This is a genomic window from Geodermatophilus sp. SYSU D00696, from assembly GCF_054050235.1.
Genome location: NZ_JBJGYY010000007.1, coordinates 116,319 through 137,676, shown reverse-complemented (window position 1 = coordinate 137,676; position 21,358 = coordinate 116,319). Strand labels below are relative to the sequence as shown.

The following is a 21,358-nucleotide window of genomic DNA, read 5'->3' as shown; positions in this document are numbered from 1 at the left end:
ACTGCCCGACGACATCCCCCGCCCGCCACCCGCGGGCGCCCGGCTCACGCCGGGGGCGCGACCCCCAGGCCCGGAGCGGCCCCCCCGAGGCCGGCGTCGCGGGCCCGCGCCACCGCCTCCGCCCGGCTGCCGACCTGCAGCTTCGCGAAGACCGACGAGACCACGTTGCGCACCGTCTTGTCCGACAGGAACAGCCGGCCGGCGATCTGCCCGTTGGTCATCCCGGTGGCGAGCAGGCCCAGCACCTCCCGCTCCCGGTCGGTGAGGGTCGGGAAGGCGGCGAGCGCGTCGCCGGAGGCGTCCAGCCGCGCCAGGGCGCCTCCGACCTCCCGCCCGAGGATGGTCTCGCCGTCGGCGACCGCGGCCAGCGCCCGGGAGATCTGCGCCCGGCTGGCGCCCTTGACCAGGTAACCCCGGGCGCCGGCCCGCAGTGCCGCGGCGACGGCGTCCTCGTTCTCGACCATGGTCAGCACGAGCACCGCGGTGCCGGGCAGCTCGGCGGTGATCTGCGCGGTCGCGTCGATGCCGTTGCCGGCCGGCAGGTGCAGGTCCATGAGCACGACGTCCGGGCGGTGCTCCCGCGCGGCGGCGACCGCGGCCGCCGCGTCCCCGGCCTCCTGCACGACCTCGGCCCAGTCGAGCGCGTCGACCAGGGCCACCAGCCCCTCGCGGAACATCGGGTGGTCGTCGACGACGAGCACCGTCGTCCGGCGGGCGGTCACGCCGCACCCGCCGGCAGGACGGCGCGCACCGTGGTCCCCGGGCCGCTGGTCACGGTGCAGCTGCCGCCGAGCTCCGCCGCCCGCTGGTGCATCGAGCCCAGCCCGACGCCGGTCCAGGTGCCCGGGCGGACACCGATCCCGTCGTCGGCCACGCACAGGTGCAGCGCGCCGTCGCGGTGCGCGAGGGTGACGTGCACGCGGGTGGCCTGCGCGTGCCGGGCGACGTTGGTCACGGCCTCTCCCACGATCCGGAAGGCGGCGACCTCGGCGGCGGCCGGCAGGTCGCCCAGGTCGCCGTCGGTCTCGACGACGACGTCGATGCCGCCGTCGGCCAGCCGGGCGGCGTGCGCGCGGACGGCGCCGACCAGCCCGAGGTCGGACAGCGCGGCCGGCTGCAGGTCGTCGACGATCCGGCGCACCTCGGCGACGCTGCCGCGCAGGTAGGCGGCGGCGGAGTCGAGCATCGTCGCGGCGCGGTGCGGGTCGAGCGGCACCAGCTCGGCGGCGGCCTCCAGCTGCATGGCGGTGGCCGCGAGCCCGGGGCCGAGGTCGTCGTGCAGGTCGTGCCGCAGCCGGCGCCGCTCCTCCTCGCGGGAGGTGACGATCGACTCGCGGGAGCGCTGCAGCTCCTCACCGAGCAGGACGGCGTGCGCGGCCTGCGCGGTCTGGCGGACCAGTTCCCCGAGCAGCGCCCGCAGCCGGGGTCCGAGCCCGCCCACCGGCAGCACCAGGTCCAGCTCCCCGACCGGGCGGCCCTGGTGGACCAGCGGCAGGGTCTCGACCCGGCCGGCGGGCTCGCCGTGGGTCACCGGCGCGCGGCCGGGCAGCCGCAGCGCGACGTGCTCCAGGCGCAGCGTGCGCGCCAGCACCTCGACCACGCCGGGCAGCACCTCCGACGGCGAGGTCGCGGAGTCCACCCGCCGGCCCAGCCCGCTCACAGCGACCTCGGGCTCGACGGGCTCGCCGTAGAGCAGCCGGTTGACCGCCCGCTGCAGCCGGTCGCGCGCGGGCTGGACGAGCACGGCGGCGACGGCGAACACCAGCAGGTCCGACCGGCCGGTGAGCGCGCCGAGGAAGCGCCCGGCCAGCACCAGCAGCAGCCCGTAGACGGCCAGGGTGAGCAGGCTCAGCGACAGGTAGACCAGCGTGCGGCCCAGCACCCGGTCGACGTCCCAGAGTCGGGTGCGCACCAGCGCCCAGGTGATCGCGGTCGGCAGCGGCAGCAGCGCCGCCGCGACCAGCAGCGCCTGCGCCGCGGGCACGGCCCAGGCCAGCGCGAGGAACAGCACCGTCCCGAGGGCGCCGGCCAGCACCCACAGCACCTGCTCGCGCTCCAGCCCGGCGCTGCGCCGCAGCCGGACGACGAGGGAGGCCACGCCCAGCACCGCGCTGGTCAGGAAGAGCAGCAGGGCGACGCTGACCAGCGCCCAGGCGCCGGGGACCCCGACCGGGTTCTCCACCGGGCCGTAGGCGGCGGGCGGCGGCTGGTCCTGCTCCGCGTAGGGGGTGATCGCCCAGCCCAGCGGTCCCAGGACGCAGGCGAGGGCGGACACCCAGGCGGCGGCCCGCCAGCGCGGTCCGGGCAGGAGCCCGGTGGGCAGCACCTGCAGCAGCAGGCCGGGCACCGGGACGTAGGCGGGGACCCACAGCCAGGTGGAGATCCAGAACGCGAGCGCGCCGGAGGCCGAGCCGGGGTCGGCGGGCAGGGTGGCCGCCGCGTACACGGTCGCCAGGGCGACACCGCCGCTGCAGACGCCGACCAGCAGCATGAGCCAGCCGGCCGCCAGGCGGGGGCGGTGCGCGGCGACCAGCGCGCCGAGCCCGCCGAAGCCGGTGGCGCCCACGAGTCCCCAGGCCAGCGCGGGGAGGTCGGGCTCCCCCGGGCCGGTCAGCGCGACGACGACGGCGGCCGCGGCGCAGGCGATCCCGGCACCGGCCCCGGCGACGGCGAGCGCGGTCCGGGGGCTGGGCACCGCGACATGATGCACACGCCGGTGTCCCGGCGACCAGGGACACCCGGACCACCGCGAGTCGGGACCGGCGCCCGATGCCCCCGGGACGCGCGGCGGGCGACGGTCCTCCTGCCGGCCGACGGAGCCGGGCCCACCAGGAGGAACCCCCCATGACCAGCAGCACCCAGCTCGGCGCCGGCCTCGTCGCACCGGACCGGACCACCGCCGTCCGGGGAGCGCAGCCGGCCGGACCCGAGGCGGCCGCCGGCCGGCCGCACGCCCGCCGCCGGGTGCTCGTCGGCGCCGCGCTCGTCTCACCGGTCGCCCTGGCCGTGCAGTACGCGCTCTCCCCCGCCGGCCTGCCCCGCGACGAGGCGGTCGGGTTCCTCGCCGGGGTGGCCGAGCACCCCACCCGCTACACGGTCGCGCTGAGCGCCTACCTCGTCGCGATGGCCACCTCGGTCGCGGTGGCCGCGACGATCGCCCTGGCCGGCCGCCGCAGCGCGCCCTGGCTGTCGGGTGCGGCCGCGGCCCTGCTGGCCCTCGGCGCCATCGGCGGTGGCGGCTTCGCCGGCCTGCGCCTCATGGCCGCCGTCGTCGCCGAGTCCGGCGGTCCCGGCGCGGCCGGGCTGTGGACCGCCGTCCAGGACGGCACGCCCTTCGCCGTGCTCACCCCGTTCCTCCTCTGCGCGATCCTCGGCACCCTGGTCGGCACGGCGGCCCTGGTCCGCGCCCGCCGCGACGTGACCGTGTGGGCGGCGCCGGTCTTCCTGGCCGGGTTCGTGCTGACCAGCGGCGAGTTCCCGGTGGCGGTCAGCGTCCTCGGCGGCGCCGTGCAGCTGGCCGCGCTGCTGCCGGTGGCCCGCGCCGCGCTGCGTCCCTGACGTCGGGGGGAGGGCCGCACCGGGCGGGACCCGGTGCGGCCCCGTCCCGGGTCCCGCCCCGAGCGGGCCAGGGGTGGGGAGGACGGGGCGGACGCGTCGGTCAGGACCAGGGACGGCCGATCCGGTCGCGGCGAACGGCGTCGAGCCGGCTGAGCACGCGGACGCCGGCGACGACGTCGGCGACCAGACGCTGCCCGGTCTCGGTCCACGAGGTGGCCCGGTCGCGGACGGGGGCGGTCGGGCGGCCGAGCGACTGCAGGACGAGCAGGACCAGGAGGAGGAACAGGAGCGTCGTCACGCCTCGACGATCGTCGTCCCGGGCCGGTGGCACCAGTGGCAGGACCGACGCCCACCGCAGGAGGACTGCCATCCGGTGCGGCTGCGGACCGGCACGCGGAACCGACCGGCCGGTGCCACGATCGCGAGTGCGGCGGCCGTCGGCCGCGCCCCGTCCCGGCGGCCCCGGGCACGGGCCGGAGCCCCGCGGGAGGCGGCACATGACCAGGACGGACCCCGGCAGCGACCCGCGCAGCACCGGAGGCCGCTCGGGTGGACTGGCCGCGGTGATGCGCCCGGTGAACCACGTCGTCGAGCGCTACATCCCCAGCGCGCTGGTCTTCGCCATCGTGCTGACGTTCGTCGTCGCGCTGCTGGCCCTGCTGCTCACCGACTCCGGGCCGCGCGAGGTGGTGACCGCCTGGGGCGACGGGCTGGCCGGGCTGCTGGCCTTCATCACCCAGATGGCACTCATCCTGCTGCTCGGCCACACCCTGGCCAACACCGGACCGGTGCGGCGTCTCCTGGTCCGGCTGGGCGGGGTGCCCCGCTCCCCGCGCAGCGCCTACGTCTACGTCTTCGTCGTCGCGGCGCTGGCCTCGCTCATCACGTGGGGGCTGGGCCTGGTCGTCGGGGCAATCCTGGCCAAGGAGGTGGCCGAGCAGGGTCGGGAGCGGGGGCTGCGGCTGCACTTCCCGCTGCTGGTGGCGGCCGGTTACTCCGGCTACGTCATCTGGCACATGGGCTACTCGGGCTCGGGACCGCTCACCGCCGCGACCGAGGGGTCCTTCCTCGCCGAGCAGCTCGGGCGGACGATCCCGGTCACGGAGACGACCTTCGCCTGGTGGAACCTGACCGCCGCCGCGGTCACCATCGTCGTGGTCGGGCTGGCCATCGGCTGGGCCGCCCCCCGGGGGAACGAGAAGGTCGTCCCGCTGCCCGCCGGGGCCGAGTACGGCACCGCGCCCGCCGTGGAGGACGCGGTGGTCACCCCCGCGGACCGGGTCGACGCAAGCCGCGTGCCGACCCTGCTCACCGGGCTGCTGCTGGTCGCCTACCTGGTCCTGCACTACGTCGACGGGGGGACCCCGACCCTCGACGTCGTCAACTGGACCTTCCTGGCGCTGATCCTGCTGCTGGTCCGCAACCCCTTCGAGCTCATCGCGCTGGTCAAGAACGCCGCCTCCAACGTCGGCGAGATCCTCCTCCAGTTCCCGCTCTACGCCGGGATCCTCGGGATCATGACGGCCACCGGGCTCATCACGGTGCTGTCCGACGCCTTCGTCGACGTCGCGTCGCCCACGACCTTCGGGCTGCTGACCTTCCTCTCCGCGGGCCTGGTCAACTTCTTCGTCCCGTCCGGCGGCGGCCAGTTCGCCGTCCAGGGCCCGATCGTGCTCGACGCCGCCGAACGGTTGGGCGTCGACCCGGCCGTGGCGATCATGGCGGTCGCCTACGGGGACCAGTGGACCAACATGATCCAGCCGTTCTGGGCACTGCCGGTGCTGGCCATCGCGGGGCTGAAGATGCGCGACATCCTCGGGTACACGACGGTCACCCTGGTCGCCAGCGGCCTCGTCTTCGGCGGGACGCTGCTGCTGCTGGGTATGGCGGCCTGAGGCCCGCCTCAGGTGGTGGCGCGGACGACGCCGTCGGGGCCGGCGAGGATCACCGGCGCGGACGGGGTCAGGTCGTGCACCGCGGCCAGGCCCTCCTGCTCGACCGCGTCGGCGTCGGAGACGAGCACCGCCGCCTCCAGCCCCTCGACGCCGCTGGAGACCGCCGCGGCCACCGCGGCCTGCAGCGCGGACAACCGCAGCGAGGGCAGCGCGACCGAGGCGGCGACGTAGGTGCGCCCGTCGGTGTCGCGGACCGCGGCCCCCTCGGCGGCGCCGGTGCGGGCGCGCGCGGAGCGGGCCAGGGTGACGAGCTTGGCGTCCTCGGGCTGCAGGTCGGGCACGGGGCGTCAGCCTGCCATGCCCGCGGGAGTCGTCAGCTCTCGACGGCCGCCGGGACCTCGGCCCGGGTGGCCCCCGCCTGGTGCTCGGGGTCGGCGTCGGGAACGCGGGTGACCAGGATCGTGTCGATGCGGTTGCGCCGCCCGCCGGTGCTCTCCGCGACCAGCCGCAGGCCGGCGACCTCGGCGGCCGAGCCCTCGATCGGCACCAGCCCGAGCTCGCGGGCGAGCAGGCCGCCGACGGTCTCGACGTCGTCGTCGCCGGGCAGCTCGACGTCGAAGAGCTCGGCGAGGTCCTCGACCGGCAGCCGGGCGGTGATCCGCGCCGAGCCGTCGTCGAGGTGCTCGACCGGGGGCCGCTGCTCGGCGTCGTGCTCGTCGGCGATCTCGCCGACGATCTCCTCGAGGATGTCCTCGATGGTCACCAGGCCCGCGAACCCGCCGTACTCGTCGACGACGATCGCGATGTGGATGCGGCGGGCCTGCATGTCGCGCAGCAGCTCGTCGACCGGCTTGGACTCGGGCACGAACGCCGGCGGGCGCATGAGCTCCTCGACCCTCGGCCCGCGGCTCTCCCCGAGGTTCTGCGACCGGCGGACGAGGTCCTTGAGGTAGACGACGCCGACGACGTCGTCGACGTTCTCCCCGATCACCGGGATCCGGCTGAACCCGCTGCGCAGCGCCAGCGCCATGGCCTGCCGGACGGTCTTGGTGCGCTCGATCCAGACGACGTCGGTGCGCGGCACCATGACCTCGCGGGCGATCGTGTCGCCCAGCTCGAACACCGAGTGGATCATGTTGCGCTCGCCGGACTCGACCACGCCGCGCTCCTCGGCCAGGTCGACCAGCTCGCGCAGCTCCACCTCGGTGGAGAACGGGCCGTCGCGGTAGCCGCGGCCGGGGGTGATGGCGTTGCCGAGCAGGATGAGCAGCGTCGCGACCGGGCCCAGGACCCGCACCAGCAGCCGCACCAGCCCGGCGGTGCGCAGCGCGATCGGGTAGGCGTGCTGGCGGCCGAGGGTCCGCGGGCCGACGCCGACCAGCACGTAGCTGACCACGGTCATGACCGCGGCCGCGGCGAGCACCGCCTGCCACGTCGTCCCGAGGCTGCCCACCACGACGACGGCGACGAGCACCGCCGCCACCATCTCGCAGACGATCCGCAGCAGGAGCAGCAGCGCGACGGCGCGGGCCCGCTCGTCGAGCACCTGCTCCAGGCCCGCCGCGCGGCGCACGCCGTCACGGCGCAGCTCCTCGACGCGGGCCAGCGACACCCGCTGCAGCGCGGCGTCCACGGCCCCGAAGGCGCCGGCCAGCGGCACCAGGCAGATCGCGACGACCAGGAGGGTGACCGCACCGGGGCTCATCGCGGTGCCCTCACCGGGAGGACTGGCCCCGTTCGGCCGGCTCGCCGGTCACCGGCTGCCGCGGGGCCGCGCGCCAGCCCTCGAGCAGGCGTGTCTGCAGGCCGAACATCTCCCGCTCCTCCTCGGGCTCCATGTGGTCGTAGCCGAGCAGGTGCAGCACGCCGTGGGTGGCCAGCAGCAGCAGCTCGTCGTCCATCGTGTGCCCGGCGGCGCGGGCCTGCCGGACCGCCACCGAGGGGCACAGCACGACGTCGCCGAGCAGCGCCGGGCCGGGCTCGGGGTCGTCGGGCCGGGAGGTGTCGAGCTCGTCCATGGGGAAGGCCAGGACGTCGGTCGGGCCCTTCTCGCCCATCCAGCGCTCGTGCAGCACCGCCATGTAGTCCGGGTCGACGCACAGGACCGACAGCTCGGCCATCGGGTTGACGCCCATCTCGGCCAGCACGTACCGGCAGATCCCGGTCAGCTCGGCCTCGTCGACGGCGATCTCGGACTCGTTGGCCACCTCGACCGGCACGGCGCTCAGCTCCCCTGCCGGCGCGTGGGCCGGGCCGGCCGGGCCGGGACGGCGGGCCGGGCGCCGCCGCTCTGCTGGTGGGCGGCGTCCCAGCGCTCGTAGGCGTCGACGATGTCGCCGACCAGCCGGTGGCGGACGACGTCGGAGCTGGTCAGGTTGGCGAAGTGCACGTCCTCGATGCCGTCGAGGATCTCCCGCACGACCTTCAGACCGCTCTGCGCGCCGCCGGGCAGGTCGACCTGGGTGACGTCGCCGGTGACGACGATCTTCGAGCCGAAACCGAGCCGGGTGAGGAACATCTTCATCTGCTCGGCGGTGGTGTTCTGCGCCTCGTCGAGGATGACGAAGGCGTCGTTGAGCGTGCGTCCGCGCATGTAGGCCAGCGGGGCGACCTCGATGGTCCCCGACTGCATCAGCCGCGGGATGGACTCCGGGTCGACCATGTCGTGCAGCGCGTCGTACAGCGGCCGCAGGTAGGGGTCGATCTTCTCGCTGAGCGTGCCCGGCAGGTAGCCCAGCCGCTCCCCGGCCTCGACCGCGGGCCGGGTGAGGATGATCCGGTTGACCTGCTTGGTCTGCAGCGCCTGCACGGCCTTGGCCATCGCCAGGTAGGTCTTGCCGGTACCGGCCGGGCCGATGCCGAAGACGACGGTGTGCGCGTCGATCGCGTCGACGTAGCGCTTCTGGTTCAGCGTCTTGGGCCGGATGGTGCGGCCGCGGCGGCTGATGATGTCCAGGCTGAGGACGTCGGCCGGGCGCTCGGAGCCGCCGCTGCGCAGCATGCCGATCACGCGGCGCACCGAGTCCGGGCGCAGCGCCTGGCCGGTGCCCAGCAGCGCGATCAGCTCGTCGAAGACGCGGACGGCGAAGGCGTTGTCGGCCGGCTGGCCGGTCACCGCGATCTCGTTGCCGCGCACGTGCACGTCGGCGGCGAGCTCGCTCTCGACCAGGCGCAGCAGTTCGTCGCCGGAGCCGAGGAGGGCGACCATCGACACCTGGTCGGGGACGGTGATGGTGGTGCGGACCGCCGCCGGCGCGGGGGTCGCGAGAGCGGCGGCGACGTCCGCCGTGGCGGCCTGGGCGGAGGCCTCACGCGAGGTGGGGGCGCCGGGCACGGGGACGTTCGGGGAGGTGTCGGGCAAGAACCCTCGACCCTGCCTTCCTGGCACGGGGATCGGACCGTCCGAGTCTACCCGCGCCGCGCGACCCGGAATCCCGCCCGAGGACGCTCAGCGCCCCTCGTACGCGGCCTTCCCCGGCCCCTCCTCGAGGAAGGAGGCCACGGCGCCGCGCAGGTCGGCGGTGGCGAACAGCGGGCCGGACACCTGCGGGGTGACGTCGTCGGCGGCCCGCGCGCCGTGCCGCACCGCCGTCGTCACGAGGCGCTTGGTGGCCGCGTGCGCGACCGTGGGGCCCGCGGCGACCCGGCGGGCGTACTCGCGGGCGGCCGCGGCGAAGCCGTCGTCGGGCAGCACCCGGTTGACCACGTTCCACCGCTCCAGGACCGCCGCCGGGTAGTGCTCGCCGGTGAAGACGAGCTCCTTGGCCCGCGCCGGGCCGGCCCGCTCGGCCAGCCGCTGCGGCCCGCCCATCGACGGGGTGAGCCCCACGACGATCTCGACCAGGCCGAACGACGCCCGCTCGGTGGCCAGCAGCACGTCGCAGGCCAGCGCCAGCTCGAAGGCGGCGGTGAGGGTGAGCCCGTGCGCGGCGAAGACGGTGGGCACCGGCAGGTCCTCGAACGCCTGCGCCACGCGCAGCAGCCGGGCCCACAGCGCCGCGCCGTGCTGCGCCGGGTCGGGGCCCTCGGCGATGTCCCGGAAGGCGTGGACGTCGACGCCGGCGGAGACCACCCGGCCGCGCGCCTCGACCAGCACCGCCCGGGCGCGGCCAGGACGGCCCGGGGCGGTGAGCGCGGCCAGCTCGGCGGCGACCTGCTCGAAGGCGGCGAACACCGGCTCGTCGAACAGGTTCAGCGGTGGCTTGTCCAGCACGACGACGGCGACGTCGCCGTCCCGCTCGATCCGGACGGGAGCGGCGCTGCCGGCGTCGGTCATGCCGCCACCCTGCCACCGCCGGCCACGGGGTCACCCCGGGGGCCAGGTCATGCGGCGGCCGCCGAGGACGTGCAGGTGCACGTGGTCGACCGACTGACCGGCCTGCGGGCCGGTGTTGGTGACGACCCGGTACCCCGGTTCGACGCCGTCCTCGGTGGCCAGGCCCTCCTGGACGGCGACCGCCGACACGGCCCGGACGACGGCCCCCAGCAGGTCGGGGTCGGCCTGCGCCAGCGCGGCCACCGTGGGGTGGTGGTCCTTGGGGATCACCAGCACGTGCGTGGGGGCCTGCGGGTTGACGTCGCGGAAGGCCAGCGTGCGGTCGGTCTCGTGCACCACGTCGGCGGGGATCTCCCCGGCGACGATCCGGCAGAACAGGCAGTCGCTCACGGCGTCGACCCTAGGGCGCGGCGACGTCCTCCCTCACCGCAACGCGTCCTCCCTCACGGTGCGCGGTGAGGGAGGACGCCCGACGATCAGGTCACCTGATCGTGGCGCAGGCTCGGCACGACCGGCCGTCAGGACCAGCGGGTGCGCATGGACAGGGCGGCCAGCGCGGCCGCGCCGGCGGTCGAGGTGCGCAGCACCTCCGGCCCGAGCCGCACGGCCTGCGCGCCCGCGGCGCGCAGCGCGACCACCTCGCCGTCGGTCAGGCCGCCCTCGGGCCCGACGACGACGGCGACCGTGCCGCTGCGGGGCACCTCGAGACCCGCCAGCCGGCGGCCGGCCTGCTCGTGCAGGACCACCGCCAGGTCGACGTCCCCGACCTCGCCGCACACCTGGCGGGTGGTCATGAGCTCGCCGATCTCGGGCACCCGCGGCCGGCGGGCCTGCTTGGCCGCCGCCCGCGCCGCCGCCCGCCACTTCGCCAGGCCCTTCTCCACCCGGTCCTCGCGCCAGCGGGTGACGCAGCGGGCGGCGGCCCACGGGACGATCCGGTCGACGCCGAGCTCGGTGGCCAGCTCGACGGCGAGGGGACCGCGGTCGCCCTTGGGCAGCGCCTGGACCAGGACGAACTCCGGCTCCGGCGCGGGCACCTCGTGGCGGGCGGTCACCTGCACGCGCAGCCCCGACGGGCCGGCGTCGAGCACGGTCCCCTCGACGACGGTGCCGCGGCCGTCCCCGACCCGCACCGGCTCACCGGGGGTCAGCCGGAGGACGTCGACGGCGTGCCGGCCCTCACCGCCGCCGACGAGCAGCTCGGCGGTCCCGGGCAGCTCGTCGAGCAGGAACAGCGGCGAGCCGTCCTGCGCGGGGTGCTGGTCGTCGGTGACCGGAGCGCTCACCTGAACGGGTTCCGCACCCGGGAGAACAACCCCCCGGGCCCCTCGGCGGCCGGCTCGCGCCGGTCCTCCCCGCGGAGCGCGGCGAGCTCGCGCAGCAGCTTCTCCTGCTCGGCGTCGAGGCGGGTCGGCGTCATCACGTCGACGTGCACCAGCAGGTTCCCCCGGCCGGTCGCCCGCAGCCGCGGAGCGCCCTTGCCGCGCATCGTCAGCACGGTGCCCGGCTGGGTGCCCGGCCGCACGTCGACGTCGGTGTCCTCGCCGTCGAGCAGCGTCAGCGGCAGCGTGGTGCCCAGCGCCGCGGCGGTCATCGGCAGGCTGACGTGGCAGTGCAGGTCCTCGCCGTCGCGGGTGAAGACCTCGTGCGGGCGCTCGCGGATCTCGACGTAGAGGTCACCGGCCGGTCCGCCGCCGGGACCGACCTCGCCCCGGCCGGTGAGCCGGATGCGCATGCCGTCCTCGACGCCGGCGGGCACCTTGACCGGGATGGTGCGGCGGGCGCGCACCCGGCCCTCGCTGCCGCACTCGGGGCAGGGGTCGGGGATGACCTGCCCGGTGCCGGCGCAGGTCGGGCACGGCCGGGTGCTGACCACCTGGCCGAGGAAGGAGCGCTGCACGCTCTGCACCTCGCCACGGCCCGAGCAGGTGGTGCAGGTGACCGGATGGGTGCCGGGGGCGGTGCCCGCGCCGGAGCACGTACCGCACAGCACGGCGGTGTCGACGGTGATCTCCTCGGTGGTGCCGAAGACCGTCTGCTCGAGGTCGAGCTCGATGCGGATGAGCGCGTCGTCCCCGGCGCGGACCCGGCTGCGCGGGCCGCGCCCACCCATGGCCCCGCCACCGAAGAAGGCGTCCATGATGTCGCCGAGCCCGCCGAAGCCGGCCTGCCCGAAGGGCGAGCCGGTGGCGGCGCCGGCACCGCTGTCGAAGGGGTCGCCGCCGAGGTCGACGATGCGGCGCTTGTCCGGGTCGGTCAGCGCCTGGTAGGCGCGGCTGACCTCCTGGAAGCGCTCCTTGGCCTCGGGATCGGGGTTGACGTCGGGGTGCAGGTCGCGCGCCAGCCGCCGGTAGGCCTTCTTGATGTCGGCGTCGGACGCGCCCCGGGACAGCCCCAGGACGCCGTAGTAGTCGGTTGCCATCGGGTGTACAGACCTCAGCTCTCGGCCAGCAGCTGGCCGACGTAGCGGGCCACGGCGCGGACCGCGGCCATGTTGCCCGGGTAGTCCATGCGGGTCGGGCCCACGATGCCCAGCCCGCCCAGCGCCCGGTCGCCGGTGCCGTACCCCACGGACACGACCGACGCACCGGCCAGCGCCTCGTGGGCGTTCTCCTCGCCGATCCGCACGAGCACCGCCCCGCCGGCGTCGACCTCGCTGATCAGCCGGAGGACGACGACCTGCTCCTCCAGCGCCTCGAGCAGCGGGCGCAGGCTGCCGGGGAAGTCGACGGCGACGCGGGCGAGGTTCGCCGTGCCGCCGATGACCAGCCGGTCCTCGCCCGGCTCGACCAGGGTCTCGACCAGCGCGGCGCTGACCGCGGCGACCAGCGCGCGCAGGTGCGGCGGTGCGGTGTCGAGCAGGTCGGGCACCTTGCCACCGGCGTCGGCGAGCCGGGCGCCGGTGAAGGCGGAGTTGAGCAGCGCGCGCAGGTCGGCGACGTCGTCGCGGGTGACGTCGGCCGGGCAGTCGACGACCCGCTGCTCGACGCGGCCGGTGTCGGTGATGAGCACCAGCAGCAGCCGGGAGCCGGTCAGCTGCACCACCTCGAGGTGGCGCACGGCGCTGCGCGAGAGCGCGGGGTACTGCACGACGGCGACCTGGTGGGTCAGCTGCGCGAGCAGGCGCACGGTGCGGCCCAGGACGTCGTGCAGGTCGACCGCGCCGTCGAGGAACCGCTCGATCGCCCGGCGCTCGGCGGCCGACAGCGGCTTGACCGAGGAGAGCCGGTCGACGAACAGGCGGTAGCCCTTGTCGGTGGGCACCCGGCCGGCGCTGGTGTGCGGCTGGGTGATGTAGCCCTGCTCCTCCAGCACCGCCATGTCGTTGCGGATGGTGGCCGGCGAGACCCCGAGGTCGTGCCGTTCGGCCAGGGCCTTGCTGCCCACCGGGTCGTTGGTGGAGACGAAGTCCTGGACGATGGCCCGCAGGACCTGCAGGCGGCGTTCGTCGTGCGCCACGGTGACACCTCCCCGTACCGGTCGACGTCGTCGTGCGGGCGGCTCCGGGCGGCGTGGTCGGCGCGCGCCGGCCACCACGGGCGGGCTGGCACTCGCACGGACGGAGTGCCAGCCCAGCATACGCGAAGGGCCCCGTCCCGCTCTCCGCTCGCGAGCTCGCGGTGAGCCTCTGGACGGGGCCGAACGGGTCACCCGCACGGCCGATAGGGTGACGGGCGGACGGTGCCGGAACGGGGTGGGTCGGACGGAGGTCGGGTCCCTGATCTTCAAAGCGGTGCGCAACGGCCGCCCCTATCCCGAGCACGGCCTGTCCCCGCGTGACTGGGCGATGATCCCGCCCCGGCAGATCCGGCTCGACACGCTGGTCACCACCAAGCGCGAGCTGGCCCTGGACACGCTGCTGGCCGACGACTCGACCTTCTACGGCGACCTGTTCCCGCACGCCGTCCAGTGGCACGGGGACCTCTACCTCGAGGACGGCCTGCACCGGGCGCTGCGGGCGGCGCTGCAGCAGCGCACCGTCATCCACGTGCGGGTGCTCGACCTCGACGCGCTGATGCCCGCCGACCCGTTCCGGGCGTCCTGACCCTCCCCCGCCCGCTGGCCGACGGCGTCGTCGTGCGCCGGGCCACCGCCGCCGATGTGCCCGCGGTCGTCGCGCTGCTGGCCGACGACCCGCTCGGCGCCGGCCGCGAGGCCGCCGACCTCGTGCCCTACGAGACGGCCTTCGCCGCCGTCGACGCCGACCCGGCGCACCTGCTCGTCGTCGCCGACGACGGCGGCACGGTCGTGGGCACGCTGCAGCTGTCGTTCCTGCCGGGGCTCTCCCGCGGCGGCGCGCTGCGTGCCCAGGTGGAGGGCGTGCGGGTGGCCTCGTCGGCCCGCGGGCGCGGCCTGGGCGGGGCGCTGCTCGGGTGGGCGGCCGACGAGGCCCGACGCCGCGGCGCCGCGCTGGTGCAGCTCACCACCGACCGGCGCCGTCCCGACGCGCACCGCTTGTACGCGCGGCTGGGCTACGTCGCCTCGCACGTGGGGATGAAACTGGAGCTCTGAGCGTCAGAGCCAGCCCTTGTCGGCGGCGACGCGGGCGGCCTCCACCCGGGTGCGCGCACCGGTCTTGCCGATCGCCGAGGACAGGTAGTTGCGCACCGTGCCCTCGGAGAGGAACAGCCGGCGGGCGATGTCGGCCACCGTGGCGCCGTCGGCGGCCTCGCGCAGCACGTCGGCCTCCCGCGCCGAGAGCGGGGTGGCGCCGATGGCCAGCGCGGCGGCGGCCAGCTGCCGGTCGATCACCCGCTCCCCGGCGACGACGGCGCGGATGGCCCTCGCCAGCTCGGCGACCGGGGCGTCCTTGACGAGGAAGCCGGCCGCGCCGACCTCCATCGCGCGGCGCAGGAAGCCCGGCCGGCCGAACGTGGTCAGCACGACCGCGCGCACGGCCGGCAGCTCGGCGGCCAGCTCGCGGGCGGCCTCGAGCCCGTCCCGGCCGGGCATCTCGATGTCGAGCAGGGCGACGTCGGGGTGGTGCTCGCGGGCGGCGGCCAGCACCTCGTCGCCCCGGCCCACCTCGGCGACGACGGTGATGTCGGGCTCCAGCTCCAGCAGCGCCCGCAGCGCGCCGCGGACCATCGACTGGTCCTCGGCCACGAGGACGCGGATCACCGGGGCGCCCCCACCGGGACCGCCGCGGGCGCCAGCGGCAGGACGGCGCGCAGCTCGTAGCCGCCGTCGCGGCCGGCGCCGCCGGTGAGCGCGCCGCCCAGGGCACCGACCCGCTCGGCCAGGCCGGTCAGCCCCGACCCGGGGGCGGTGTCGTCGGCCGGGCCCCGGCCGTCGTCGGTCACGGTGAGGACCGCCTCCGTGCCGTCGTCGGTGAGGGTGACGGCCACCGCGCGGGCGCCGCTGTGCCGCAGCACGTTGGTGGTGGCCTCGCGGACCACCCAGCCCAGCGCGGCGTCGACCGGGCCGGGGAGGGTCGGCACCCGGGCGGGCAGCCGGACGGCGATCCCCGCGCCGGAGAGCGCCGAGCGGGCCTCGGCCAGCGCCTGCGCGCAACTGACCTGTCGGTAGCCGCTGACCGCGTCGCGGACCTCGGCCAGCGCCCGACGGGCGGCGGCCTCGACGTCGGCCATCTCCGCGCGCGCCCGGGCGGGGTCGGCCTCGGCGAGCCGGCCGGCCAGCTCGCTCTTGAGCGCGATGAGCGACAGGCTGTGGCCGAGCAGGTCGTGCAGGTCGCGGGCGAAGCGCAGCCGCTCCTCGGCGACGGCGTTGCGGGCCAGTTCCTCCCGCGCCTCGGCCAGTTCGGTGTTGACCGTGACCAGGTGCCGGGTGCCGTGCAGGCCGAAGGCGGTGAGCAGGCACAGCACCGGCAGGAAGAACAGGTCGTCGAGGTCGCCGTGGACGGCCAGCACCAGCGCGCACACCGCCGCGGCCGCGGCCACGGCCGGCCACGTCCAGCGCTGCGGCAGCGACGCCGCCGCGGCCGCCGAGACGTAGATCATCAGCCCGGCCCAGGACGGGCCCAGCCAGACGGCGAGCCCGGTCCCGAGGGCCGCGACCACCGCGAGCCGGCCCAGCGCCGGTGGGCCCCAGCAGCCACCGCCGAAGGCCCGCCGGAAGACGTCGAGGTAGACGGTGGTGAAGGCCACCAGCGCGGCCCCGGCGACGACCCGGACCGCCGCCGGCCGGTCGGTGGTGACCAGGTCGGCGATCGGGAAGACCTGGAACAGCAGCCAGGGCAGCGTCCACCCGAGGCGCTGCCAGCGGGATCGGGCGTCCACGCCGACCGACCGTAGCCCGCGCGGGCCCGGCGCATCGGTGAGCACACCCGGAGCCTGCCGCGCCCTGCGGCGCCGGCAGTAGTGCGGGACGTCGCCGTCCCGGCCTGACATCCGTCAGGCCCGGAGGTCAGTCGGTGAGGTCGCGGACGACGGCGTCGGCGAGCAGCCGGCCGCGGTCGGTGAGCACCGCCCGCCCGGCCGCGTGCGCCCCGGCGTCGAGCAGGCCGCGGGCGACGGCGTCGGCGGCGCGCAGCCGGCCGGTGTCGGACAGCGCGGTCAGCGGGAGCCCGTCGCGCAGCCGCAGGCCGAGCATCACCGTCTCCAGCGCCCGGTCGGCGGGCTCGAGGACCTCGCGGTCGGCGACCGGGCTCTCCCCCGCAGCGAGGCGCTGCGCGTACGCGGCGGGGTGCTTGACGTTCCACCAGCGCACCCCGCCGACGTGGCTGTGCGCGCCCGGGCCGACGCCCCACCAATTGGCGTTGGCCCAGTACAGCTCGTTGTGCCGGCACCGGGCGGCGTCCCCGCGCGACCAGTTGCTGACCTCGTACCAGTCGAACCCGGCGCCGCGGAGCACGGTGTCGGCCTGCACGTAGCGGTCGGCGAGGACGTCGTCGTCGGGCATCGGCAGCTCGCCGCGGGCGATCCGGCGGGCCAGCCGGGTGCCGTCCTCGACGATGAGCGCGTAGGCGCTGACGTGGTCGACCGGCGCGGCGAGGACGGCGTCGAGGGAGGCGGCCCAGTCGGCGTCGGTCTCCCCCGGGGTGCCGTAGATGAGGTCGAGGTTGACGTGCCCGAACCCGGCCGCGGCCGCCTCCCGGGCGGCCTGCCCGGCGCGGCCGGGCGTGTGCCGCCGGTCGAGGACGGCCAGGACGTGCTCGGCGGCGGACTGCATGCCCAGGCTCAGCCGGGTGAAGCCCGCGGCCCGCAGGGTGTCGAGCGAGGCCGGCGTCACCGACTCGGGGTTGGCCTCGGTGGTCACCTCGACGCCGGGGGCGACGGGAAACAGCTCGCGGACGGCGGCCAGGACCGCGGCGAGGTCCTCGGCGGGCAGCAGCGTCGGGGTGCCGCCGCCGACGAAGACGGTGGACACCGTCGGCAGGTCGGGACCGAGGACGGCGGCAGCGCGGCGCAGCTCGGCGATGGCCGTGCCCGCGTACTCGGCGCGGTTGGCGCCGGGGCCTAGCTCGTCGGAGGTGTAGGTGTTGAAGTCGCAGTAGCCGCACCGGGTGGCGCAGAACGGCACGTGCACGTAGAGGCCGAACGGCGTCGTCGCCAGGTGCTCGCGGGCGGCGTCGGGGAGCTCGAGGGCCGGGGTCGCCGGCGGCGGCAGGACGGTGTTCATCTGCTCCCAGTGTGCCGCGCCGCCGCACCCCCGGGCAGGATGCCGGGGTGAGCGCGGACCGGCTGCTGCAGGTGACCGTCGAGGGAGGCGTGGCCCGGCTGGTCCTGGACTCGCCGGCCAACCGCAACGCGCTCTCCCGCGCGCTGCGGGCGCAGCTGCGCGAGGCGCTGGACACCGCCCTCGCCGACGACGCCGTGCGGGTGGTCGTGCTCGACCACACCGGCCGGGTGTTCTGCTCGGGGATGGACCTGTCGGAGGCCGCGGGCGCCGGGGCCGGCGACCAGGGCGTGCGGGAGCTGCCCGACCTGCTGGAGACGATCTGGACCTCGCCCAAGCCGGTGGTCGCCGTCGTCCGCGGGCCGGCGCGGGCCGGCGGGGTGGGGCTGGCGGCCGCCTGCGACGTCGTCGTGGCGGCGGCCTCGGCGACGTTCGGCATGTCCGAGGTGCGCCTGGGGCTGGTACCCGCGGTGATCTCCGCCGTGGTGCTGCCGCGGATGCTGCCGCACGTGGCGCACCGGCTGATGCTCACCGGGGAGGTGTTCGACGCCGCCGCGGCCGCGACCGGCGGGCTGGTCGACCTCGTCGCGCCCGACGGGGAGGTCGACGCCGTGGCCGAGGTGCAGGTGCGGGCGCTGGCGGCCGGGTCGCCGTGGGCGCTGGCCGAGACCAAGCGGCTGCTGCGGGCCGGCGGGCTGCGGGGCTCGTTCGACGACCTGCTGGAGCTCTCCGCCCGGGCCTTCGCCGGCGAGGACGGCCAGGAGGGCATCGCGGCGTTCCGGGGGAAGCGCCCGGCGCGCTGGGTCCCCTCGCTGTAGCGGGCCGGGACTCCCTCGGCTCCGGCGCGCAGGCCGGGGCTCCCGTCGCTCCGCCAGGCCGGAGGCGGGCCCGCACCGAGGTCCTGCGGACGCTTGTGCTCTGGTCCGCATCGGGGGCAGAGCACGACTGCGCACGGAACTCACAGGTGGGGCCCCGGCCGAGCCGGCGGAGGCCGGGAGTTCAGCGCAGGCGTCGGGTGGCGTCGGGAAGCCGCTCGGTCACGCCGCGGGCGTCGAGCCACTCGGCGAGCGGCACGGCCACCCGGCGGGAGGTCCCCCACGCCGAGCGGGCCTGGCTGAGGGTGAACGGCGCCGGCAGCGCGGCCAGCCGCTCGCGCGCCACCGCCTCGACGCCCGGTGCCAGGTACACGCCCTCGCCGACCCGCACCAGCTGACCGTCGCGCACCGCCGCCGCCAGCTCGCGCGGACCCAGCCCGGCGGCGCGCAGCTCCTCGGCGTCGGGCGCGCCGAAGGGGTCCGCGGCCAGCCGTGCCCGGATGCCGTCGACGGCGCGCTGCACCGCCGCCGGGAGCCCCGCGGCGACCACCACCACGCGGCCCTCGCGCAGCGCCAGCGGCGGGCGCACCGCCAGCCGCACCAGGTCGTCGTCGGGCAGGTCCAGCTGCCGGCGGACGACGGCGACCGGCGGGCCGGGCTCGAGCGGGAACGCCTGCCGGTGCGCGGCCACCAGCCCCGGCACCCGCCGGGCCAGCGTCTCGACCAGCCCCGGCGCCAGCAGCCACGGCCCGGCGCGGACGGCGTCGTCGGGCACCGGCCAGCCCATCGCGGTGAAGTCGTCGACCCGCATGACGCGGCGGCGCACCAGGTCGGCGGTGGCACCGGCCGGGCCGGTGTCCTGCGACGCCAGCTCGGCCGCGCGCTGCCGCGCCGCGCCGCGGCGGCGCAGCTCCGGCGGGGCGACGTCGCGCACGTCGGCGCCCAGCACCCGCCGGGCGCCGGGGTCGCGCAACAGCACGCGGTCGCCCACCCGCAGCGGCAGCGGCGCGGCCAGGCGCAACCGGACCGCCGTCCCCTCCAACGGGCGCAGCCGCACCGGCACCGCCGCCGACCCCACGTGCAGCACCGCCTCGGCCGGCAGCCGGCCGTCGTCCTCGCGGGCCAGCACGACGTCGACCTCGGCGGTGTCGCGGAAGGCGCCCGGCGTGAGCAGCGCGTCGCCGCGGCGCAGGTCCTCGACGGCGACGCCGCGCAGGTTCAGCGCCACCCGCGCGGTCGCGGTGGCCCGCTCCACCGGCCGGCCCAGGGACTGCACGCCGCGGACCCCCACCTCCCGGTCGTGCAGCCGCAGCCGGTCGCCGGTGGCCACCGAGCCGGCGGCGAGGGTCCCGGTGACCACGGTGCCGGCGCCGCGGACGGGGAACGCGCGGTCGATCCACAGCCGCACCGGCGCGCCGGCGTCGGGGGCGGGCAGCCCGGCCAGCAGCGTCTCGAGCGCGGCGGTCAGCTCGGGCACCCCGCGGCCGGTGGGCGCGCTGACCGCCACGCCCGGCACCGTCCCCATCGAGGTGGCCGCCAACCGCTCGGTGACGTCGGCGAGGACCGGCGCGGGGTCGGCGAGGTCGGCCTTGGTGACGGCGAGCAGCGCGTGCCGCACGTCGAGCGCGTCGAGGACGGCGACGTGCTCGGCGGTCTGGGCCGACCAGCCGTCGTCGGCGGCCACCACGACCAGCGCGGCCGGCACCGACCCGACCCCGGCGAGCATGTTGCCCACGAACCGCTCGTGCCCGGGCACGTCGACGACGGCGACCACCCGCCCCGAGGGCAGCGTCGTCCAGGCGAAGCCGAGGTCGATGGTCAGCCCGCGGCGGCGCTCCTCCTCCCACCGGTCGGGCTCCATGCCGGTGAGCGCGCGGACCAGCGTCGACTTGCCGTGGTCGACGTGCCCCGCGGTGGCGATCACCTGCACGAGCGGGCCACCTCCAGCACCGCGGCGGCCAGCGCGTCGTCCGAGGACGGCGGCACGCTGCGCAGGTCGAGCAGCGTGCGGCCCGCCTCGAGGTACCCGACCACCGGCCGCGGGCCCCGCCGCAGCGGCTCGGCGAAGGCACCGGGCAGCGATACCGCGGCGCTGGGCAGCGGGTGCTCGGGCGCTCCCCCGCCGCCGACCCGGGCGGCGGAGTCCACGGCAGCCGCGTCCAGCCCGGCGGCGCTGAGCCGGGCGGCCAGCGCGGCGGCCCGCGCCCGCAGGCCGGCGACGTCGGCGGCGAGCATCTGCTGCACCGGCGGCAGCGGGCCGCGCAGCGTGGCCTCCAGCGCCGCGAGGGTCGTCTTGTCCACGCGCAGCGCCCGGTACAGCGGGTGCCGGCGCAGCCGCTGCACCAGGTCGGCCCGGCCGAGGACCAGCCCGGCCTGCGGGCCGCCGAGCAGCTTGTCGCCGCTGGACAGCACCAGGTCGGCGCCGTCGGCCAGCGTCGTCTGCAGGTCCGGCTCGTCGGGCAGCGCCGGGTGCGGCCGCAGCAGGCCCGAGCCGACGTCGGCCACCAGCGGCACGCCGGTGCCGGCCAGCCCCGCGGCGAGGTCGGCGACCGGCACCGACCGGGTGAAGCCGCGGACGACGAAGTTCGACGGGTGCACCTTGAGCACCGCGCCGGTGTCCGGGCCCAGCGCGCCGGTGTAGTCCTCGAGCGCGACCCGGTTGGTGGTGCCGACCTCGCGCAGCCGGGCGCCGGTGGACGCCAGCAGGTCGGGGATGCGGAAGCCGTCGCCGATCTCGACCAGCTCGCCGCGGGCGATGACCAGCTCGCCGCCGAGGGCGGTGGCCACCAGGGCCAGCGCCGCCGCGCAGTTGTTCACCACCAGCGCGGCCTCCGCGTCGGGGACCGCGGCGAGCAGCGCCGACAGCGCCGCCTCCCCGCGCGGCCCGCGCCGGCCGGAGCCCAGGTCCAGCTCGACGTCGGTGGTGCCGCTGGCCGCCACCACCGCCTCGACCGCGGCCCGCGACAGCGGCGCCCGCCCGAGGTTGGTGTGCACCAGGACCCCGGTGGCGTTGAGCACCGGCCGCAGGCTGCCCGCCGTCGCGGGCAGGTCGGCGAGGACGGCGGCCACGACGTCCGCGGGGGCGAGCGCGCCCTCGCGCACCCGCTGCTGCACCGCGCGGACGGCGTCCTTGACCAGCTCGCGACCGAGCCGGGCGGCGGCGTCGGCCAGCGCCGGTTCGGCCAGCAGCGTGTCGGTGCGGGGCACGGCCCGCCGCGGGTCGGCGCTCATCGCTG

22 protein-coding genes are annotated in these 21,358 nt (G+C 76.8%); 5 read left to right on the top strand and 17 right to left on the bottom strand.

Annotated features, from left to right (window positions below; all coding sequences use genetic code 11):
• Positions 1 to 44: 44 nt before the first annotated feature.
• Together ACI79O_RS06955 and ACI79O_RS06950 are read right to left on the bottom strand one after the other, a co-directional pair.
• Entirely contained in the window at positions 45 to 722 is a 678-nt protein-coding gene (locus ACI79O_RS06955; RefSeq protein ID WP_456892475.1) for a response regulator transcription factor, read from the bottom strand.
• Positions 719 to 2,695 carry a histidine kinase gene (locus ACI79O_RS06950; protein ID WP_456913660.1) on the bottom strand — a complete coding sequence of 659 codons (1,977 nt, stop codon included), beginning with the start codon at positions 2,693 to 2,695 and terminating at the stop codon, positions 719 to 721. Before ACI79O_RS06950 ends, ACI79O_RS06955 begins: the two co-directional genes overlap by 4 nt.
• A 149-nt stretch (positions 2,696 to 2,844) precedes the next feature.
• On the opposite strand from ACI79O_RS06950, the gene ACI79O_RS06945 reads away from it, so the two are divergent.
• A complete protein-coding gene (locus ACI79O_RS06945; RefSeq protein WP_456877573.1) occupies positions 2,845 to 3,558 on the top strand; it encodes a hypothetical protein in 714 nt (237 codons plus the stop codon).
• Between the two features lie 100 nt (positions 3,559 to 3,658).
• Here the strand turns inward: ACI79O_RS06945 and ACI79O_RS06940 are convergent, their stop codons facing one another.
• Positions 3,659 to 3,856: a hypothetical protein gene (locus ACI79O_RS06940; RefSeq protein ID WP_456892472.1), complete on the bottom strand. Its 198-nt coding sequence runs from the start codon at positions 3,854 to 3,856 to the stop codon at positions 3,659 to 3,661.
• Positions 3,857 to 4,055: 199 nt separating this feature from the next.
• On the opposite strand from ACI79O_RS06940, the gene ACI79O_RS06935 reads away from it, so the two are divergent.
• Complete coding sequence (locus ACI79O_RS06935; RefSeq protein ID WP_456913659.1) at positions 4,056 to 5,453, top strand: short-chain fatty acid transporter; 1,398 nt, start codon at positions 4,056 to 4,058, stop codon at positions 5,451 to 5,453.
• An 8-nt stretch (positions 5,454 to 5,461) separates the two neighbouring features.
• Here the strand turns inward: ACI79O_RS06935 and ACI79O_RS06930 are convergent, their stop codons facing one another.
• The 9 genes from ACI79O_RS06930 to hrcA all read right to left on the bottom strand — a co-directional run bounded on the left by ACI79O_RS06930 (position 5,462) and on the right by hrcA (position 13,188).
• The gene (locus ACI79O_RS06930) at positions 5,462 to 5,794 is read right to left on the bottom strand and encodes a cytidine deaminase (protein WP_456892468.1); all 333 of its coding nucleotides are present in this window, start codon (positions 5,792 to 5,794) and stop codon (positions 5,462 to 5,464) included.
• Positions 5,795 to 5,826: 32 nt separating this feature from the next.
• The gene (locus ACI79O_RS06925) at positions 5,827 to 7,158 is read right to left on the bottom strand and encodes a hemolysin family protein (RefSeq protein ID WP_456913658.1); all 1,332 of its coding nucleotides are present in this window, start codon (positions 7,156 to 7,158) and stop codon (positions 5,827 to 5,829) included.
• Between the two features lie 10 nt (positions 7,159 to 7,168).
• Positions 7,169 to 7,672, bottom strand: a complete 504-nt coding sequence (ybeY, locus tag ACI79O_RS06920) for an rRNA maturation RNase YbeY (RefSeq protein WP_456877570.1) — start codon at positions 7,670 to 7,672, stop codon at positions 7,169 to 7,171.
• Positions 7,673 to 7,677: 5 nt separating this feature from the next.
• Positions 7,678 to 8,787: a PhoH family protein gene (locus tag ACI79O_RS06915; protein ID WP_456913657.1), complete on the bottom strand. Its 1,110-nt coding sequence runs from the start codon at positions 8,785 to 8,787 to the stop codon at positions 7,678 to 7,680.
• A gap of 114 nt (positions 8,788 to 8,901) precedes the next feature.
• Complete coding sequence (locus tag ACI79O_RS06910) at positions 8,902 to 9,729, bottom strand: enoyl-CoA hydratase/isomerase family protein (RefSeq protein ID WP_456913656.1); 828 nt, start codon at positions 9,727 to 9,729, stop codon at positions 8,902 to 8,904.
• Positions 9,730 to 9,759: 30 nt separating this feature from the next.
• Positions 9,760 to 10,119, bottom strand: a complete 360-nt coding sequence (locus tag ACI79O_RS06905; RefSeq protein ID WP_456877567.1) for a histidine triad nucleotide-binding protein — start codon at positions 10,117 to 10,119, stop codon at positions 9,760 to 9,762.
• Positions 10,120 to 10,247: 128 nt separating this feature from the next.
• Positions 10,248 to 11,015, bottom strand: a complete 768-nt coding sequence (locus ACI79O_RS06900) for a 16S rRNA (uracil(1498)-N(3))-methyltransferase (protein WP_456892461.1) — start codon at positions 11,013 to 11,015, stop codon at positions 10,248 to 10,250.
• A complete protein-coding gene (gene dnaJ / locus ACI79O_RS06895) occupies positions 11,012 to 12,151 on the bottom strand; it encodes a molecular chaperone DnaJ (RefSeq protein WP_456892459.1) in 1,140 nt (379 codons plus the stop codon). Before dnaJ ends, ACI79O_RS06900 begins: the two co-directional genes overlap by 4 nt.
• 14 nt (positions 12,152 to 12,165) lie before the next feature.
• Positions 12,166 to 13,188 (bottom strand): heat-inducible transcriptional repressor HrcA, encoded by a 1,023-nt coding sequence (gene hrcA, locus ACI79O_RS06890; protein ID WP_456913655.1) that lies wholly within the window; start codon positions 13,186 to 13,188, stop codon positions 12,166 to 12,168.
• On the opposite strand from hrcA, the gene ACI79O_RS06885 reads away from it, so the two are divergent.
• Entirely contained in the window at positions 13,148 to 13,774 is a 627-nt protein-coding gene (locus ACI79O_RS06885) for a type II toxin-antitoxin system VapB family antitoxin (protein ID WP_456892456.1), read from the top strand. The genes hrcA and ACI79O_RS06885 overlap by 41 nt on opposite strands.
• 32 nt (positions 13,775 to 13,806) lie before the next feature.
• Positions 13,807 to 14,241, top strand: a complete 435-nt coding sequence (locus tag ACI79O_RS06880; RefSeq protein WP_456913654.1) for a GNAT family N-acetyltransferase — start codon at positions 13,807 to 13,809, stop codon at positions 14,239 to 14,241.
• 3 nt (positions 14,242 to 14,244) lie between these two features.
• Here the strand turns inward: ACI79O_RS06880 and ACI79O_RS06875 are convergent, their stop codons facing one another.
• The 3 genes from ACI79O_RS06875 to hemW all read right to left on the bottom strand — a co-directional run bounded on the left by ACI79O_RS06875 (position 14,245) and on the right by hemW (position 17,310).
• A complete protein-coding gene (locus ACI79O_RS06875) occupies positions 14,245 to 14,850 on the bottom strand; it encodes a response regulator (RefSeq protein ID WP_456913653.1) in 606 nt (201 codons plus the stop codon).
• Entirely contained in the window at positions 14,847 to 15,968 is a 1,122-nt protein-coding gene (locus tag ACI79O_RS06870) for a sensor histidine kinase (protein ID WP_456913652.1), read from the bottom strand. Before ACI79O_RS06870 ends, ACI79O_RS06875 begins: the two co-directional genes overlap by 4 nt.
• 127 nt (positions 15,969 to 16,095) lie before the next feature.
• Positions 16,096 to 17,310 (bottom strand): radical SAM family heme chaperone HemW, encoded by a 1,215-nt coding sequence (hemW, locus tag ACI79O_RS06865; protein WP_456913651.1) that lies wholly within the window; start codon positions 17,308 to 17,310, stop codon positions 16,096 to 16,098.
• 47 nt (positions 17,311 to 17,357) lie between these two features.
• Between hemW and ACI79O_RS06860 the strand changes: the two genes are divergently transcribed.
• Positions 17,358 to 18,125, top strand: a complete 768-nt coding sequence (locus ACI79O_RS06860; protein ID WP_456892446.1) for an enoyl-CoA hydratase-related protein — start codon at positions 17,358 to 17,360, stop codon at positions 18,123 to 18,125.
• Between the two features lie 181 nt (positions 18,126 to 18,306).
• On the opposite strand, the gene selB is transcribed toward ACI79O_RS06860, so the two are convergent.
• Together selB and selA are read right to left on the bottom strand one after the other, a co-directional pair.
• On the bottom strand, positions 18,307 to 20,052 hold the full coding sequence (gene selB, locus ACI79O_RS06855) for a selenocysteine-specific translation elongation factor (RefSeq protein ID WP_456913650.1): 1,746 nt from the start codon (positions 20,050 to 20,052) through the stop codon (positions 18,307 to 18,309).
• Positions 20,043 to 21,353 carry an L-seryl-tRNA(Sec) selenium transferase gene (selA, locus tag ACI79O_RS06850; protein ID WP_456913649.1) on the bottom strand — a complete coding sequence of 437 codons (1,311 nt, stop codon included), beginning with the start codon at positions 21,351 to 21,353 and terminating at the stop codon, positions 20,043 to 20,045. The genes selB and selA overlap by 10 nt, the downstream gene beginning before the upstream one ends.
• Between the last annotated feature and the right edge of the window lie 5 nt (positions 21,354 to 21,358).

Coding starts and splice junctions, on each gene's coding strand:
- ACI79O_RS06925 (WP_456913658.1), bottom strand. CDS start 7,158: ATGAGCCCCGGTGCGGTCACCCTCCTGGTCGTCGCGATCTGCCTGGTG.
- hemW (WP_456913651.1), bottom strand. CDS start 17,310: ATGAACACCGTCCTGCCGCCGCCGGCGACCCCGGCCCTCGAGCTCCCC.
- ACI79O_RS06885 (WP_456892456.1), top strand. CDS start 13,148: ATGGCCCGCAGGACCTGCAGGCGGCGTTCGTCGTGCGCCACGGTGACA.
- ACI79O_RS06945 (WP_456877573.1), top strand. CDS start 2,845: ATGACCAGCAGCACCCAGCTCGGCGCCGGCCTCGTCGCACCGGACCGG.
- selA (WP_456913649.1), bottom strand. CDS start 21,353: ATGAGCGCCGACCCGCGGCGGGCCGTGCCCCGCACCGACACGCTGCTG.
- dnaJ (WP_456892459.1), bottom strand. CDS start 12,151: ATGGCAACCGACTACTACGGCGTCCTGGGGCTGTCCCGGGGCGCGTCC.
- ACI79O_RS06935 (WP_456913659.1), top strand. CDS start 4,056: ATGACCAGGACGGACCCCGGCAGCGACCCGCGCAGCACCGGAGGCCGC.
- ACI79O_RS06910 (WP_456913656.1), bottom strand. CDS start 9,729: ATGACCGACGCCGGCAGCGCCGCTCCCGTCCGGATCGAGCGGGACGGC.